At 71.6% G+C, this 14,927-nt stretch carries 17 protein-coding genes and 1 tRNA gene; 16 read left to right on the forward strand and 2 right to left on the reverse strand.

The annotated features are described in order from the left end of the window. Nucleotides 1–53: 53 nt before the first annotated feature. The 11 genes from TNCT6_RS20395 (at nucleotide 54) to TNCT6_RS20445 (ending at nucleotide 6,791) form a co-directional block, all read left to right on the forward strand. Nucleotides 54–404, forward strand: a complete 351-nt coding sequence (locus tag TNCT6_RS20395; protein WP_141360772.1) for a hypothetical protein — start codon at nucleotides 54–56, stop codon at nucleotides 402–404. A 2-nt stretch (nucleotides 405–406) separates the two neighbouring features. Further along, nucleotides 407–1,762, forward strand: coding sequence for an FtsK/SpoIIIE domain-containing protein (locus TNCT6_RS20400; protein WP_141360774.1), 1,356 nt, complete (start codon nucleotides 407–409; stop codon nucleotides 1,760–1,762). Between the two features lie 27 nt (nucleotides 1,763–1,789). Continuing rightward, entirely contained in the window at nucleotides 1,790–1,996 is a 207-nt protein-coding gene (locus TNCT6_RS20405; protein WP_141360776.1) for a hypothetical protein, read from the forward strand. Further along, complete coding sequence (locus TNCT6_RS20410) at nucleotides 1,996–2,688, forward strand: DUF2637 domain-containing protein (protein ID WP_141360778.1); 693 nt, start codon at nucleotides 1,996–1,998, stop codon at nucleotides 2,686–2,688. Before TNCT6_RS20405 ends, TNCT6_RS20410 begins: the two co-directional genes overlap by 1 nt. Before the next feature lie 19 nt (nucleotides 2,689–2,707). Then, the gene (locus tag TNCT6_RS20415; protein ID WP_141360780.1) at nucleotides 2,708–2,899 is read left to right on the forward strand and encodes a mobile element transfer protein; all 192 of its coding nucleotides are present in this window, start codon (nucleotides 2,708–2,710) and stop codon (nucleotides 2,897–2,899) included. A gap of 14 nt (nucleotides 2,900–2,913) precedes the next feature. Continuing rightward, nucleotides 2,914–3,069: a hypothetical protein gene (locus TNCT6_RS20420; protein ID WP_141360782.1), complete on the forward strand. Its 156-nt coding sequence runs from the start codon at nucleotides 2,914–2,916 to the stop codon at nucleotides 3,067–3,069. Nucleotides 3,070–3,090: 21 nt separating this feature from the next. After that, the gene (locus TNCT6_RS20425; RefSeq protein ID WP_141360784.1) at nucleotides 3,091–3,429 is read left to right on the forward strand and encodes a SpdD-like protein; all 339 of its coding nucleotides are present in this window, start codon (nucleotides 3,091–3,093) and stop codon (nucleotides 3,427–3,429) included. 155 nt (nucleotides 3,430–3,584) lie between these two features. Continuing rightward, nucleotides 3,585–3,827, forward strand: a complete 243-nt coding sequence (locus TNCT6_RS20430) for a hypothetical protein (protein ID WP_141360786.1) — start codon at nucleotides 3,585–3,587, stop codon at nucleotides 3,825–3,827. After that, nucleotides 3,824–5,203, forward strand: coding sequence for a replication initiator protein RepSA (gene repSA, locus TNCT6_RS20435; protein ID WP_141360788.1), 1,380 nt, complete (start codon nucleotides 3,824–3,826; stop codon nucleotides 5,201–5,203). Before TNCT6_RS20430 ends, repSA begins: the two co-directional genes overlap by 4 nt. Then, nucleotides 5,200–5,397, forward strand: a complete 198-nt coding sequence (locus TNCT6_RS20440; RefSeq protein WP_141360790.1) for an AlpA family transcriptional regulator — start codon at nucleotides 5,200–5,202, stop codon at nucleotides 5,395–5,397. The genes repSA and TNCT6_RS20440 overlap by 4 nt, the downstream gene beginning before the upstream one ends. After that, the gene (locus TNCT6_RS20445; protein ID WP_141360792.1) at nucleotides 5,397–6,791 is read left to right on the forward strand and encodes a site-specific integrase; all 1,395 of its coding nucleotides are present in this window, start codon (nucleotides 5,397–5,399) and stop codon (nucleotides 6,789–6,791) included. The genes TNCT6_RS20440 and TNCT6_RS20445 overlap by 1 nt, the downstream gene beginning before the upstream one ends. A gap of 176 nt (nucleotides 6,792–6,967) precedes the next feature. On the opposite strand, the gene TNCT6_RS20450 is transcribed toward TNCT6_RS20445, so the two are convergent. Continuing rightward, nucleotides 6,968–7,043, reverse strand: a tRNA-Arg gene (locus tag TNCT6_RS20450). A 321-nt stretch (nucleotides 7,044–7,364) separates the two neighbouring features. Here TNCT6_RS20450 and TNCT6_RS20455 point away from each other — a divergent pair. The 5 genes from TNCT6_RS20455 (at nucleotide 7,365) to TNCT6_RS20475 (ending at nucleotide 13,822) form a co-directional block, all read left to right on the forward strand. Beyond that, entirely contained in the window at nucleotides 7,365–8,975 is a 1,611-nt protein-coding gene (locus tag TNCT6_RS20455) for a dynamin family protein (protein WP_141360794.1), read from the forward strand. Between the two features lie 3 nt (nucleotides 8,976–8,978). Further along, a complete protein-coding gene (locus tag TNCT6_RS20460; RefSeq protein ID WP_141360796.1) occupies nucleotides 8,979–11,042 on the forward strand; it encodes a YfjP family GTPase in 2,064 nt (687 codons plus the stop codon). A 207-nt stretch (nucleotides 11,043–11,249) separates the two neighbouring features. Next, the gene (locus TNCT6_RS20465) at nucleotides 11,250–11,729 is read left to right on the forward strand and encodes a single-stranded DNA-binding protein (protein ID WP_141360798.1); all 480 of its coding nucleotides are present in this window, start codon (nucleotides 11,250–11,252) and stop codon (nucleotides 11,727–11,729) included. Nucleotides 11,730–12,036: 307 nt separating this feature from the next. Further along, nucleotides 12,037–13,443: a Cys-Gln thioester bond-forming surface protein gene (locus tag TNCT6_RS20470; protein WP_253266170.1), complete on the forward strand. Its 1,407-nt coding sequence runs from the start codon at nucleotides 12,037–12,039 to the stop codon at nucleotides 13,441–13,443. Nucleotides 13,444–13,504: 61 nt separating this feature from the next. Next, nucleotides 13,505–13,822, forward strand: a complete 318-nt coding sequence (locus TNCT6_RS20475; protein WP_216372788.1) for a hypothetical protein — start codon at nucleotides 13,505–13,507, stop codon at nucleotides 13,820–13,822. 159 nt (nucleotides 13,823–13,981) lie between these two features. Here TNCT6_RS20475 and TNCT6_RS20480 read toward each other — a convergent pair whose 3' ends face one another. Then, a complete protein-coding gene (locus TNCT6_RS20480; RefSeq protein WP_141360802.1) occupies nucleotides 13,982–14,635 on the reverse strand; it encodes a GPP34 family phosphoprotein in 654 nt (217 codons plus the stop codon). Nucleotides 14,636–14,927: the final 292 nt, after the last annotated feature.

Consider the following 14,927-nt stretch of genomic DNA (forward strand, 5'->3'; position numbering starts at 1 on the left):
CTACAGCTCTGTAAGTGCTGACTGAGTCGGCCCGATGGAAGCGAGATTCAACGATGCGTCAGATCCCCGTCGACACCTCCGACGCCACCGCGATGGTTGCGCAGGCCCCGGAACCGAAGATCCGTGACCGCCGTACCGGTGAGGTCGCCACCGACACCGAGACCGGCGCGACCCTGATGACCGTGAGCGTGATGTTCGCCCTGCGCGGGGAGGTGGAGATCCTGAACATCACCGTGCCCGAGACCGGCATCTCCGGTGAGCTGCCGATGGGCACCCCGGTCGCGCTCACGGGACTGATCGCCCGGCCGTGGGAAAACGAGTTCAACGGCCAGAAGCGCCACGGGATCGCCTTCCGCGCGGTCGCCGTCACCTCGCTGACCGCTGCGGCGTCGCAGGCAGCCTGATCATGACCGACTTCATGGTCGCTCTCGTGCTGGTCGTCGCCACCGCGGGTCTCCTGCGGTGGCGACGCCCCGCCTGGTACTGGCTGACCTTCGGGGTCACCCTCGCCACCCTGCGGGTCCTGCTCCGGTACGGCACGGTCATGGACGCCTGCGGCCTGACGGTCCCACCCGCGCGTTGGCGCTTAACCCTGGCCCGGGTTGCCAACCGGCCCGTGCCAGGCCCTCGTGCTCCGCGCATTCTCCGGGTGCGGCCGACCCGGACCGGTCTGGTGCTGCGGCTCAAGCTCCGCCCCGGTCAGGACGCCTTCGACGTCGCTGCCTCCTGTGACCGGCTACGGCACTCGTTCGTCATGTACGGCGTCACCTCGCGTGAGCTGCGCTCGGGCGTGGTCGAGGTCCGTATGACCGGCTACGACGTGCTCAAGCGGGTGCAGATGCCGGCGCGGCTGGACACCCGGCCGATGCGGGTTCCGGTCGCCCTGCGCGAAGACGGCTCGGTCCACTACCGCGACTACCGGTCGATACCCCACGCGCTCACCCTTGGCGCCACGGAGTCAGGCAAGTCCGTCTACCAGCGCAACCTGGTGGCCGCGCTCGCCTCGCACCGGGTCGCCCTGGTCGGCATCGACTGCAAGCAAGGGGTGGAACTGTTCCCCCTGGCCCGGCGGTTCTCGGCGCTCGCCGACAACCCCGATACCGCCGCCGAACTCCTCGATGCGCTCGTGGCCCGGATGGAGGGCGTCTATCAACTCATCCGCGCCGAGCAGCGGATCAGCGTTGACGTGCCGGATGCGGAGATCGCGGCCGATATCTGGAGCCTGCCGGAAGAACTGCGGCCGGTGCCGATCGTGGTCCTGGTCGACGAGGTCGCAGAACTCGCCTTGTTCGCCAACAAGGAAGAGGAGAAGCGCCGGGACCGGATCATCACTGCGCTGGTCCGCCTCGCCCAGCTCGGCCGCGCCGCCGGCATTTACCTGGAGATCTGCGGGCAGCGCTTCGGCTCCGAACTCGGCAAGGGCATCACCATGCTCCGCGCCCAGCTCACCGGCCGCACCGCCCACCGCGTCAACGACGAAACCTCGGCGAACATGGCCTTCGGCGATATCGCCCCGGATGCCGTTCTGGCAGCGATCCAGATCCCCACCGACACCCGGGGCGTCGCCGTCACCGGCGATTCGACCGGCGGATGGGCTCGCATCCGTGCCCCGCACACCTCGCTCCGTCAGGCAGTCAACACCTGCAACCGGCACGCCGACCTGACCCCGGACCTGCCCGAACTCTCCCCGTTCCGGCCCGTGCTTCCCGGCACTCCCGCGATCCCGGTACCGCTGTCCAAGACGGCCCTTGTCGCGACCTGACCACGCCCGTAGAAGGGAGATCCCACCATGTGCCCCGACTGCGATGACTTCGCCCGGACCGTGCTCCTCCTCGGGCAACTCGCCCTGTATGCCGACATGGCCGGCGCCGACCTCGACTTCGTGGACGCCGTCAGTCCGTCCCTGGCCGCCTCGCTGCCCGAGCCGCCGCCCGGCACCTTCTCGCCCGGCTACGACCCCGAGGACGGCTCCGACTACCCCGGCGGAGACGCCTGATGGCCCCCCGCCCCGTCCTCCGGGTCGACGCGGTCCTCGTGCAGGCCGTCATCGCCGGCGCCCTGTCCTTCGCCCACCTGCACGACCTCGCCGCCGCGGCCGGTCAGGACGGCTGGAAAGCCTGGGCCTACCCGGTCAGCGTTGACCTGCTCCTGGTCGCCGCCTGGCGTCGGCTCCGCTCCGACGGGCCGTCCCGGCTGGCCTGGTGCTGGTTCGTGGTCGCGCTGTTCGCCTCCCTCGGCGCGAACGTCGCCACCGCCGGCTTCCTAGACCTGGCCGACCCGCCCGCCCTGCTCCGCCTCGGCATCGCCGGATGGCCCGCCCTCGCCTTCCTCGGCGGCACCCTCCTCGTCCACTCCGCTGGGGACCGGTCACCGGTTCCGCCGGCGCCTGCCGCCCCGGACCCGGCCCCTGGGGCTGAGCCCGAGATCGAGCCGGAACCGGCCGCCGTCGCCGAGCCGGAACCGGCCCCGGTCACCCCGGTCGCCGACGACCCCGCCCCAGTCCTCCCGGCCGTCGCCCCGGCATCACTTCCGGCCCTGCCGGTCCCGGCCGCGCTCGTCGACCACGCCCGGAAGGTCGCAGCCGACCACCAGGCCCGAACCGGTGCCCAGATCGACACCGACACCCTGCGCGCCCGTCTCGGCGTACCGGCCCAGCTCGCCGACACCATCGCCGCCCACCTCGCCTGACCGACAAGGAGAACAGCTCATGCCCTCCCGTGACTTCTTCCACTCCGTGATGCGCATCGGCCCGGTGCAGATCGGCACCCACCGCGACCGCACCGGCCAGACCAAGCACGCCGCCGTGTGCACCAACGACCGCTGCGGCTGGTCCTCGGACTACTCCAGCCAGTCCGCCGCGCAGCTCGCCGCCCGTACCCACCGCTGCCGCGTCAACTGACGGAGATCACCGACATGGACGTCCCGCTCTGGTTCGCCCTCCTCTGCGTCGGAGTCCTCGGCGTCAAGCTCATCCGCCCGCCCTGGTGGCTCGTCGCCGTGCTCCTCCTCGGCGGCTACCTCCTCGCAGACAGCCTCTTCGCCCCCGTCATCAACACCGCCGTCAAGTAACCCGAGAAGGGAGATCCGCTCATGCTCCGGCCCAAGCTCCCGACCATGCCGCAGCCGACCGGCATCGTGATACCGACCGTCGTCATCGAGCCGACTGCCGTCACCCCGGCCGCCCACATCCCGGCGGCTGCCCATGTCCCGCCGCCGGTCGCCTTCGCCACGGCGACACCGTCCCGCCTTGCCGTTCAGCTCACGCCCGGCACCGCGCTCGCCCTGGTCGGCGGCGGCACCGCCGCGGTCCTGGCCGTCGGCGCGGTCCTGGTCTCCATGCTCCTGGCCGTGGCCATCACGGGTGCCTCGGTCGCCGTCTGCGCCGTGGTTCTGCGCTCGCTGATCGGCTCGTCGCGCAAGCACCGCTGAGCGGCCCCCGGGGCGGTCTCAACCGCCAAGTCTCGTCCGCCCCGGGCGCCTTTCCACCTTCCAGATCCAACGGACCCGAAAGGGAAGCTCCATGATGCCCGACTGCGCCCCGTCGCCGCGACGGATCGTCCTCGTCCGTACCGGGCGGTGATCGCGTGAAGACCATCACCATCTCGGCCCACTTGGAGCCGGACACCACCAGCCGTGTGACCGTGTTCGACAGCACGCCCGACGGCGAGTGCTTCGTCAGCCTCCGTATCGGCGGCGAGCTGATCGACATCGCGCTCCTTGCCCAACCGGGCACCGCCGGTGCCCTGCGCGCTCTCGCCCGTGCCGCCGAGGAAGCTGCCTCCGCGCTCGACCTGATCACCGACACCACCTCGGACGGTGCCGCGTGACCGACATCGCGACCTTCGCGGACCTGGACCCCATCACTCTCGGGGACATCCTCAGGGTGGCGGGGTCCCCCGGCTTCGACCGCTGGGAAGACCAGGTTCGCCGTACCGGCGGCTGCGCCGACCCGATCCACCTCCGCGGCTGGGTGCTCCACAAGGACAAGACCACCGGCGAGACCCTGCACCACTACTCCACCGAGGTTGAGCCGACCGGACGGCTCCGCGTCGCCTGCGGCAACCGCCGCGCCTCCCGCTGTCCGTCCTGCGCTTGGACGTACGCGGGCGACACGTACCACCTCATCCGTGCGGGCTTAGCTGGAGACGACCGCCGCGACATCCCCGCCACCGTTCGCGATCACCCCCGCGTCTTCGCCACTCTGACGGCACCCTCGTTCGGCGCAGTCCACAACCGGCCCGACCGGGGCGTCTGCCGCTGCGGCACTCGACACCCGGCCGAGGATCCCGCGCTCGGCACCGCCCTCGATCCGAGCACGTACGACTACGCGGGCGCCGTGCTGTTCAACAACCATGCTGGGCAACTCTGGCAGCGCTTCACCAACCGGCTCCGCCGGGAGGTCGCCGCCCGCGCCGGCATCACGCAACGGGAGCTGAAAGAGTGCGCCCGGCTGTCGTACGGCAAGGTCGCGGAGTTCCAGAAGCGGGGCGCGGTCCACTTCCATGCCGTGATCCGCCTCGACGGACCGGAGGGCCCCGAAACCCCGCCGCCGGCCTGGGCCACGGTCAACCTCCTCACCGGCGCGATCCGGGCCGCCGCCGCACACTCCTATACGTCGGTCTCCGTCCCCGCCGCCGACGAGGAACCCGCCCGTACCTTTCGCTGGGGCACCCAGCTCGACGTACGGCCCATCAAGGCGTTCGGGGACGGCTCGGAGATCACCGAACAGGCTGTCGCCTCCTACGTCGCCAAGTACGCCACCAAAGCCGCGGAGAACACCGGCACCCTCGACCGGCGCATCGGCGAACTCGCCGAACTCGACCGCCACCAGGTCCCGGACCACACCCGGCGCCTCATCAAGGCCTGCAAGGAACTTGACCCGCTGTATCCGGACCGGCGGCTGTGGGCCTGGGCGCACATGCTCGGCTTCCGCGGCCACTTCTCCTCCAAGTCACGCCGCTACTCCACCACCCTCGGCGCCCTCCGTCAGGCACGCGCCGACTACCGCGCCGCCCAGGAACACGCCGCCCTCGGCCTGGACGACACCGAGCCGGACACCGTCCTGGTCCTGGCTGACTGGCAGTACGCCGGCCACGGCCACACCCCCGGCGAATCCGCCCTCGCCGCCACCATCGCCCGCGACCTCCAACTCAACCGCGAAACCGCCCGCGAGGCCTTGCTCGGCGAAGGGAGCACGACATGACCACGGCCACCCGATCGCGCACCATGCTCACCCTCGCGGAGGTCTGCGAGGAACTGGCCATCTCGCGCTCGACCTTCTACGACTGGCGGGCGAAGCGCCGTGCCCCGCGTTGCATCAAGCTCCCGAACGGCGACCTCAGGATCCGGCGGAGCGACCTCGAACACTGGCTCGACGACCGTGAGGACGCCGCCTGATGGAGACGACGTACGAGGTCAAGATCTACAAGATCCTCACGTACAAGGGCGCCCGGAAGACCACCTACACGGTGCGCTGGGTGGTGGCGGGCAAGCGCTGGCGTGAGCCGTTCGGCACTGTCGCGCTTGCCGAGGGCTTCCGCTCCGAGCTCATCACGGCGACCGGCAAGGGCGAGGCGTTCGTCATCGCGACCGGCCTGCCGGTATCGCATCGTTCCAAGTCGGCCGCCATGAGCTGGTACAAGTTCGCCGTCGAGTACGTGGACGCGCGCTGGGCCCAACTCGGCGGCAACAGCCGGAAGAACCTCGCCAAGACCCTGACCGCGACCACCGTGGCGCTCCTGCGTGTCAAGCCGGCCCAGTTCGAACCCGCTGCGGTGCGTACCGCCCTGCGCGAATGGGCGTTCAACACGAACCGGCGCGGCGCGGCTCCCCGGGACGTGGAGAGCATCCTCAGGTGGGTGGAGCGGAACTCGCTTCCCGTCTCGGCCTGGGAGGACCCGGACAAGGTCGACGAGGTCTTACGAGCCCTCGACACACGTCTCGACGGCAGGCAGGCCGCCGCATGGTCACGCAAGCGGCATCGCCGGATCCTCAACGTCGCCATGAAGCATGCGATGCGGCGGCGCATCCTGCGGGACAACCCCCTCCCCAAGGGGAAGGACACGACCGCTGCCACCAGGACCACCAACGCCGTGGACAAGCGGTCGCTGATGGGTCCGGACCAGGCCGCGGCACTCCTCGACTGGATCCGGCGCCGGCCGCGCGGAGGCAAGCGCCTGCACGCGTTTTTCGCCACGTTGTACTACTGCGGTCCGCGTCCCGAGGAAGCAGTGGCCATTCGGGTGAAAGATGTGACGTTGCCCGCTCCTGGTGCCGAGGACCAGTGGAGTGAACTTCTGATCCACACTGCGACGCCGGAGGTCGGCAAGCAGTGGACCGACACGGGGAAGATCCACGAAGAGCGCGATCTGAAGGGCCGTGCCGAGGGGGAGACTCGCACCGTGCCGGGGCATCCCGCTCTGACGCGGATCCTGCGGCAGCACATCGAGGACGAGCTGCTCCAGCCGGGTGACCTGCTCTTCCAGGGGGAGAACGGCGGCATCCTCGCGGGTTCCGTCATCCGCCGGGCCTGGCACGGCGCGCGCAAGGAGGTGCTGGCTCCCCACGTCTTCGAGTCGCCGACGGGCAGGCGCGTGTACGACAACCGGCACACGCGCCTGACGAAGTGGCTCAACGACGGGATACCGCCCGCTCAGGTGGCGGACTGGGCCGGCAACAGTGTCCCGGTGCTTCTGGCCACGTACGCCCGCTGTGTCGAGGGGCAGCTTCCCGACCTCAAGAGGCGGCTCGAAGCCGCGGGGGATCTCCCGGAGCTGCCGGACGTCGGCTGACCGTGCCGGCTGAGAACTTCGACACGTATTCGACACGGCCACCCGCGAAAACCCGGTGACAGCCGGACAGCCCCGGAGCCTTCCCATGATCGTCGGGGGAGTGCCCGGGGCTTCGTCGCGTGCGGTGAAACCCGGCCTGACCAGCGAAAAGCCCTCCCGGGAGGGAGGGCGGAGACTGGCGCCCCCGGCAGGACTCGAACCTGCGGCCAAGCGCTTAGAAGGCGCCTGCTCTATCCACTGAGCTACGGGGGCCTGGTGTGGTGGCCTCTGTCGCGGTGCCCTGGTGGGGGCTGATCCGTGACATCGCCGGGGACAAGGATAGGGCTCCCGGATCCATGTCCCGGTTGCTTCGCCTCCGTGGCTCAATGTGGAGGTTCGGTGAAGCGGTCCTGATAATCGCAGGCGGGTACGAATCGTGCATCGCTTTTGACGTCCGGCGCACCTGGTGTTGTGCACTCGTTATGCCTGGACTGTACCCGCGTCCCAGTCGTCCCTTCCGTCCGTTGTGTCCAATCGGCGCGCAGACATGCTCATATGCTTCAGAATTCCCCTAAAATTGGGCATTCTTCGCATGTGGTGACCTTGGACGTACGGCCTCAGCTGCTCGACGCACTCTCCGCCCTGCGCGACCGTGTCGCCGCCGCACGCTTCCCGCTGCCCCTGGCGGGGGCTCCGCGCGCGCGTGCCAACCGCGACGAACTGCTCGCACAACTCGACGACTACTTGGTGCCCCGGCTGAGAAGGCCCCAAGCGCCGTTGCTGGCGGTCGTCGGGGGGTCGACAGGCGCCGGGAAGTCGACCCTCGTCAACTCGCTCGTCGGACGGCGGGTCAGCGAGGCGAGCGTGCTGCGGCCGACCACACGGACCCCGGTGCTGGTCTGTCATCCGGAGGACCACCACTGGTTCAGTGGGATGCGCGTCCTGCCGGACCTCACGCGCGTGTGGGTGCCCAGAGGCGACCCCGCCGGCGACGACCTCCTGATGCAGGAGAGCACCCCTTCCCGGGTGCTGCGCGTGGAGACCGTCGACACCCTGCCCCCCGGTCTCGCGCTCCTCGACGCGCCCGACGTCGACTCGCTGATCGCCGACAACCGCGTCCTGGCCGCCGAGCTGATCTGCGCGGCCGACATCTGGGTCATGGTCACCACGGCGTCCCGGTACGCCGACGCGGTCCCGTGGCACCTGCTGCGCACGGCCAAGGAGTACGACGCCACGCTGGTGACCGTGCTGGACCGGGTGCCGCACCAGGTCGCCTCCGAGGTCTCCCGCCAGTACGGGGCACTGCTCACCAAGGCCGGACTCGGCGAGGTACCGCGGTTCACCGTGCCCGAGCTGCCCGAGTCGGCCTGGGGCGGGGGCCTGCTGCCCGCCAGTGCCGTCGCGCAGCTGCGCACCTGGCTGGTCCACCAGACCCAGGACTCCGCGGCCCGGCAGTACGTCATGGCCCGCACGGCCCAGGGACTCCTCGACTCGCTGAAGTCCCGGATGCCCGAGCTGGCCGGTGCCGCCGCCGCCCAGTACGCCGCCGCGCTGCGGCTCACCTCGGCCGTCGAGACCGCCTACGACAGCGAGCACACGCGCGTGCGTGGACGGCTCCAGGCCGGGGCGGTGCTCGCCGGGGACGCCCTGAAGAGGTGGCGCGCCTTCCCCCTGGACTGCTCCGCCGGGGAACTGCTCGACGCGCTCGTGGAGAGTCTGGGCTCCCTGCTGCTGTGCGCGGTCACCGCCGCCGACGAGCGCGTGGACGACGCCTGGCGGCACGAGCAGGCCGCCACGGCGCCGGGGCTCACCGACCGCGACCGCGCCTCGGAGAGCGCCGAGCAACGCATCGGGCTGGCCGTACGGCGCTGGCGGCGGGAGCTGGAGGAGCACGCCGAGGACGAGGTGCGCCGGCTGGACCGGAACATCGCGCCGGACGCCGAGGCCGTCGCCGCCCTGGCCGCCACCGGACTGCTGGGAGGCCGCCGGGCGCGGTCGGCGGGGGAGGGCCTCGCCGAACGGATCGGCGCGCACGGAGCACTGCGGCTGCGCGACCGCGCCGGGCGGCTGCTCACCGAACACCTGGACCGGGTGATCCACGCCGAGCGCGAGCGCCGTCTGGCCCCGCTGGACGCCCTCGGCGTACACCCCGAGCCCCAGGCCGAACTCATCGCCGCGCTGTCCGTACTGCTGAAGGAGAGGTGACCGGTGACCGCCGTCACTGACCAGGACCGAACGGAACACACCGATCAGACGCAGGGCACCGTCCTCAGGGACGGAGAGACGGACGGAGGGCCGGGTGGGGAGAGGGCGAGCGGGGAGACCTGGATGCGCGACAGGGCGGCAGACGCCAGGGCCGAGGGCGGCCACGGCGCCGAAGGAGTGCCCGAGGCCGGAGACGCGACGTCCGGGGACGCCAAGGGCCACCGGGTCCCTGGGGCGGCCGCCTCCGACCACCTGGTGACCGGGCAGGTCACCATGATGAAGGAGGTCGCCGCCGCCCACGCGCGCGTGGAGCACGACGACTGCGACGCGCGCGGGACGGACGACGGCACATGGAGGAGTACGGAGGCCGAGGGCGCCTGGGACGACGGGCTGATCGCGCGCCGTGCCGCCGAGACGGACACCACTGCCGAACTCGTACCCGCGGAGCCCCGGACCGCCCGGCAGCCGGGCGTGCACCCGCTGGCGTACGACGGACCGCTGCGGTCCCGGCTCGACGCGCTGCGCGAGCTGGTGGGCCTGTCCCGCACCCGGCTCGACAGCCAGACCCTCGCGGAGGCGGGCCGTGTCCTCGACGAGGCCGCGGCGCGGCGCCGGCTCTCCGGGCAGCACACCGTCGTCGCCATCGCCGGCGCCACCGGAAGCGGCAAGTCCCAGCTGTTCAACGCCCTCGCCGGCGTCGCCATCTCGGAGACCGGAGTACGGCGGCCGACCACCGCGGCGCCCATCGCGTGCAGCTGGAGCGACGGGGCGGCCAGTCTCATCGACCGGCTCGGCATCCCGGGTCGGCTGCGCAGGCGCCCGGTGCAGGCCCAGGACGCCGACCCGCAGCTGCGCGGCCTGGTCCTGGTCGACCTGCCCGACCACGACTCGGCGGCCGTGCAGCACCGCGAGCACGTGGACCGCATCCTGCGGCTCGTCGACGCCGTCATCTGGGTCGTCGACCCGGAGAAGTACGGCGACGCCGTCCTCCACGAGCGCTACCTGCGGCCCATGGCCGGCCACGCGGAGGTCATGTTCGTCGTCCTCAACCAGGTCGACCGGCTGCCCGGCGAGGCCGCCGACCAGGTCCTCGACGATCTGCGACGGCTGCTCGACGAGGACGGGATCGCCCTCGGCGAGTACGGCGAGTCGGGCGCGACCGTGCTCGCGCTGTCCGCGCTCACCGGGCACGGCGTCGGTGAACTGCGCGAGGCGCTCGGTCAGTTCGTGGCCGAGCGCGGAGCCGCCGTACGGCGCATCTCGGCCGACGTGGACGCCGCGGCGCAGCGCCTGCGGCCCGTCTACGCCGCCCGGTCGAACGTCGGGCTCAGCGAGGAGGCGCGCGAGGAGTTCGCGGCCCGGCTCGCGGACGCGGTGGGCGCCACCGCCGCCGGCGAGGCAGCCGAGCGGGCCTGGCTGCGCAACGCCAACAAGGCCTGCGGCACGCCCTGGCTGCGGCTGTGGCGGTGGTGCCGGATCCGGCGCGAGGCGCCCACCGGACGGTTCCTGCTGCGCAACCAGCAGGACGAGGAGGCCACCGCGCGTCAGCGTGTCGAACACGCGGTGCGCACGGTGGCCGACCAGGCCTCGGCAGGCATGCCGGGGCCGTGGGCGCAGGCCGTGCGTGAGGCCGCCGTACGCGGTGCGCACGGGCTGCCCGAGGCGCTGGACCAGCTGGCGGCGCGGGCCGGGCTGCCCTCGGGGCGGCCGCCGCGCCCGGGCTGGTGGCCCCTCGCGGTGCTCGTGCAGGCGGCGATGACGATCCTTCAGGTCGCCGGTGGTCTGTGGCTGGTGGGCCAGATCGTCGGGGTGACGGCGCCGAACCTGGGGATGCCGGTGCTGCTCATGCTGGCCGGCATCGTGGGCGGGCCGCTCGTGGAGTGGAGCTGCCGGATCGCGGCGCGCGGACCCGCACGGCGGTACGGCCAGGATGCCGAGCGCCGACTACGGGAGGCGGCCTCGGGGTGCGGCCGGGCCCGGGTGCTGGATCCGGTGGCGGCGGAACTCCTGCGGTACCGGGAAGTCCGGGAGCAGTACGCGCTGGTGCGGGGAGCGGGGGTCGGATGACGGGCGGTCATCGCCCGCGAGGGTGACGGAGTTTTCCCCAGGCAGGCGGTGGTCCACAGGGCTCGGCGGGCTCGGCCCGGACGGAGGCACTCTGGTTCCGCGGCGATCGCGACGGACGCGGTCGTCACGGCAGAGGCAGCCGTACGGGACGGGCCCGTACGCGTGTCCGCCCGGACCGAGCGGCCGGGCGAGGGAGGGGATTCGACGATGAACGAGACGATCGTGTGCACCGTGGGCAACGTGGCGACGCAGCCGGTGCACCGGGAGTTGCCCTCGGGCGCCTCGGCGCGGTTTCGGCTGGCGGTGACCTCGCGCTACTGGGACCGGGAGAAGAGCGCCTGGACGGACGGCCACACCAACTTCTTCACGGTGTGGGCCAATCGCCAGCTCGCCGCCAACGCGGTGGCGTCGCTGACCGTGGGCGACCCCGTCATCGTGCAGGGCAGGCTGAAGGTGCGTACCGAGAGCCGCGACGGCACCAGCCGGACCTGGGCGGACATCGACGCCCTTGCGATCGGCCACGACCTGGCGCGGGGCACGTCGGCCTTCCGGCGCACGGCCAGGACGGAGCCGCAGACGGCGAGTCCGCCGCCGCGGCCGGAGCCCGCGTGGGAGGCGGCCGTCGCGGACTCGGAGGTCCCACGGGAGCCGGAGCCACAGCCGGAGCCGGTCGCGGCGGTGTGCTGAAGGGAGTGTGCCGAGCCCTCCGGCCGGACTGCCGGTCGTCATTGCCGCTCATCGGCGTACGCGCCCGGGATGCGCCCGGGAACTCCCCAGGGGACTCCTCGACGAGCCCCGCTCACAGGGGCCCCGGTGATCTTGGCGATAACGATTGCGATTCGGATCGGCGATCTGACGATACGACAGCGAAGTCCTGGTGTGCGGGATCCATAGGATGCCGGACACAGCTCTCTGGGCTTGTCTCTGGGCTTTGAGGTTTCTGCCGGTGGGACCAGACCCCCACGTCAACGGGTCCCGCTCGAAGGGGAATTCTGTGTGTGCTTGGTACTCTGCGCCGTCCGCGCGCAGGCGGGGGACGGCCCGGCTCGCCGCCGCCACCCTGGTCTCCGGATTCGTCGCAGCCGGTGTGCTGGCCGCCGCCGGCCCGGCCGCCGCCGACGACATGCCGCAGAGTCCGGGCGGTGCGACCGCCACCATCGGCGGCCTGAAGACCTACGGCACCGCCGTCATCCATGACGACGGCGGTGACCACCAGGTCTCCGCGGGCCTGTTCGAGATGTCCGTCGACGGCGGCGGGACCCTGCAGACCTACTGCATCGACGTGCACAACCCCACGCAGCGGGACGCCAAGTACCGGGAGACGCCCTGGAGCGGCACCTCGCTGGCCGCCAACAAGAACGCCGGGAAGATCCGCTGGATCCTGGAGAACTCCTACCCGCAGGTCAATGATCTCGCGGCGCTCGCCGCCAAGGCCGGCGTCGGGAACCTCACCGAGCAGGACGCGGCGGCCGGCACCCAGGTGGCCATATGGCGCTACTCCGACGGCGCGGACGTGGACGCGGCCGACCCACGGGCCGAGAAGCTCGCGGACTACCTGGAGGAGAGCGCCCGCGCCCTGCCCGAGCCGCGGGCCTCGCTCACCCTCGACCCGCCCGCCGTCTCCGGTCGTCCGGGCGAGCGGGTCGGCCCGGTGACCGTGCACACCAACGCGAGCAGCGTGACCCTGACACCTCCCGCGGGCGCCGCCACGAGCGGCGTGCGGATCGTCGGCAAGGACGGCAAGGAGATCACGTCCGCCAGGGACGGCAGCCAGGTGTTCTTCGACGTGCCCGAGGACGCCGGGGACGGCTCGGCGACGCTGACCGCGCAGGCCTCCACCTCCGTGCCGGTCGGACGTGCCTTCGCCTCCGACAGCCGCAGCCAGACCCAGATCCTGGCCGGTTCCAGCGAGTCAACGGTCGCCGCCACCAGCGGCGCGACCTGGGCCGCCGAGGGCGCGATACCCGCCCTGTCCGCGGTGAAGAACTGCGCCAAGGGCGCCCTGGACATCACCGCGGCCAACAAGGGCGACGAGCCGTTCACCTTCGAGCTGATGGACACCCGCTACAGCATCGCCGCGGGGGCGTCCGAGACGATCACCATCCCGCTCCAGGAGGACCAGGCCTACGACTTCACGATCAGGGGCCCGGGCGGCCACGCGGAGCGCTTCGCCGGCGTCCTCGACTGCCGGACCCAGGGCAGCCCGGGCGGCGCCGTGACCCAGACCGTCGGAGAACCGACCCCCGTCACGGCGGGCGGCGGCACCTCGCCCAACCCCAACCTCGCCGAGACCGGCGGCACCAGCACCACCCCGCTGATCGCCGCCACCGGCCTCAGCCTGCTGGTTCTGGGTGCCACGGCCCTGAGCATCGTCCACAAGAGGAAGGGCGCCGGGAACTGATCTAGCGTGGTGGGGGGACATCGAGCGGATGCCCGGCACCGGCCGTTGAACGGGGTGTGACATGACCGTGCGAGCGAGCAGGACGGACTCCGGTACGGCGGCTGCCGGCGCACCGGCTCCGATCACGAAGTCCCACGGCGCCCGCGCCGCGGCCGAGCGGGTCGTCTCGGGCGATTCGGTGACCGTCTCCCTGGGCGGTCTCCGCTTCGAACTGCCGCCGCGGGACCAGCTCGCCTACCTCGCGGGCCTCGGCCTCCTCACGGCTTTCGACCTCATCGAATGGCCGGTCGCGCTCGCCATCGCCGTCGGCCACGAACTGGCCCGCAGCCATCGCGGCAAAACCCTGCGCGAGTTCGGCGACGCCCTGGAACAGGCCTGAGCGCGCACCCGCGTGCCGGATGTCCGAATGGTGATCAGGGCTGTGACCTGTGCGTACTCGGCAGGGAAACCCTGATCACTGATCACTGCGGTTCGGCCGTGCCAGTGAACGCGGGACGTTCACCAAGCTGGGCGCGGTCGTGATGTTCAAGGCAACCCCTCACCCCGTCACCCCAGGTACGGAAGACAAGATCACCGCCACTGCGGCCAGGGCCGCCGATACCGCTCTGCCTACCGTCTCCGTCGGCCCCAGGCCGGCCGCCACCTCCGCCATGCGCGGGACCGTCTTCGCCGGGCCCTCGTCGGGGAGAGCCAGGTCGTGCAGGCCCGCGTGGTGGAGCAGGGTGATCAGTTCTGCCGTCCCCTGTGCCGGGGATGCTCCGGCCAGTACCACCGCGGCCAGTTCGCCGCGCAGCGCGGCCGGTACCGACAGGTCCGTGACCGGGTAGCGGTGGGAGCCGAAGGCACCCAGTATCTTGCGGCCCTCCCGGCGAACCAGGCCCTTCGCCAGCAGGCCGTCGTAGGCGGCCGTCAAGGCCTGGTCGCGTACGGCCAGGAGCCATGCCTGGGGCTTCGCCTCCGGGTGCTGCCGTATCTGCCCGGTCACCGCCGACGCCAACGGATCTTCCTCCGAAGGCTGCTGTACGGCGACCAGCCGACCGTCGCGGTCCACCACCCCGCCGGACAGCACGAGCCGTAGCAGTGGTGCCGCCGCGACGGCGCATCCCACCCTCAACTGCTCCCGCGGCGTACCGTCCCGCGTGTCCAGCCCGAGCAGCACGATCTGCTCGCTCACTGTCAGTCCCGCGTCCATCGGCCCCCCTTTCCCCTCACAACGCACGGCGTCCGCCGCACGGTTCCGCCCGTTCCGGCCCGGGCACGAACGCCCGGAGCCGGCGCTGGTTGCTGTACAGCAGCGGAGTACAGCAACCTCCAGGGCCAACCACAGCCAACCGCCGGCAGTCCGCCATGACCGCGCGACCAGCGTCCTGGACGTAGGTTGACCGTGACCGCTCAGAGCACAGCGGCTTACTTGAGGGCGCTCCGCGGACGAAAAAGATCAGCGTCCGAAACGCAGCTCCTCCAGCGGACCACCCATCCTGCTG

It is taken from the genome of Streptomyces sp. 6-11-2 (genome assembly GCF_006540305.1).
Lineage (GTDB): Bacteria > Actinomycetota > Actinomycetes > Streptomycetales > Streptomycetaceae > Streptomyces.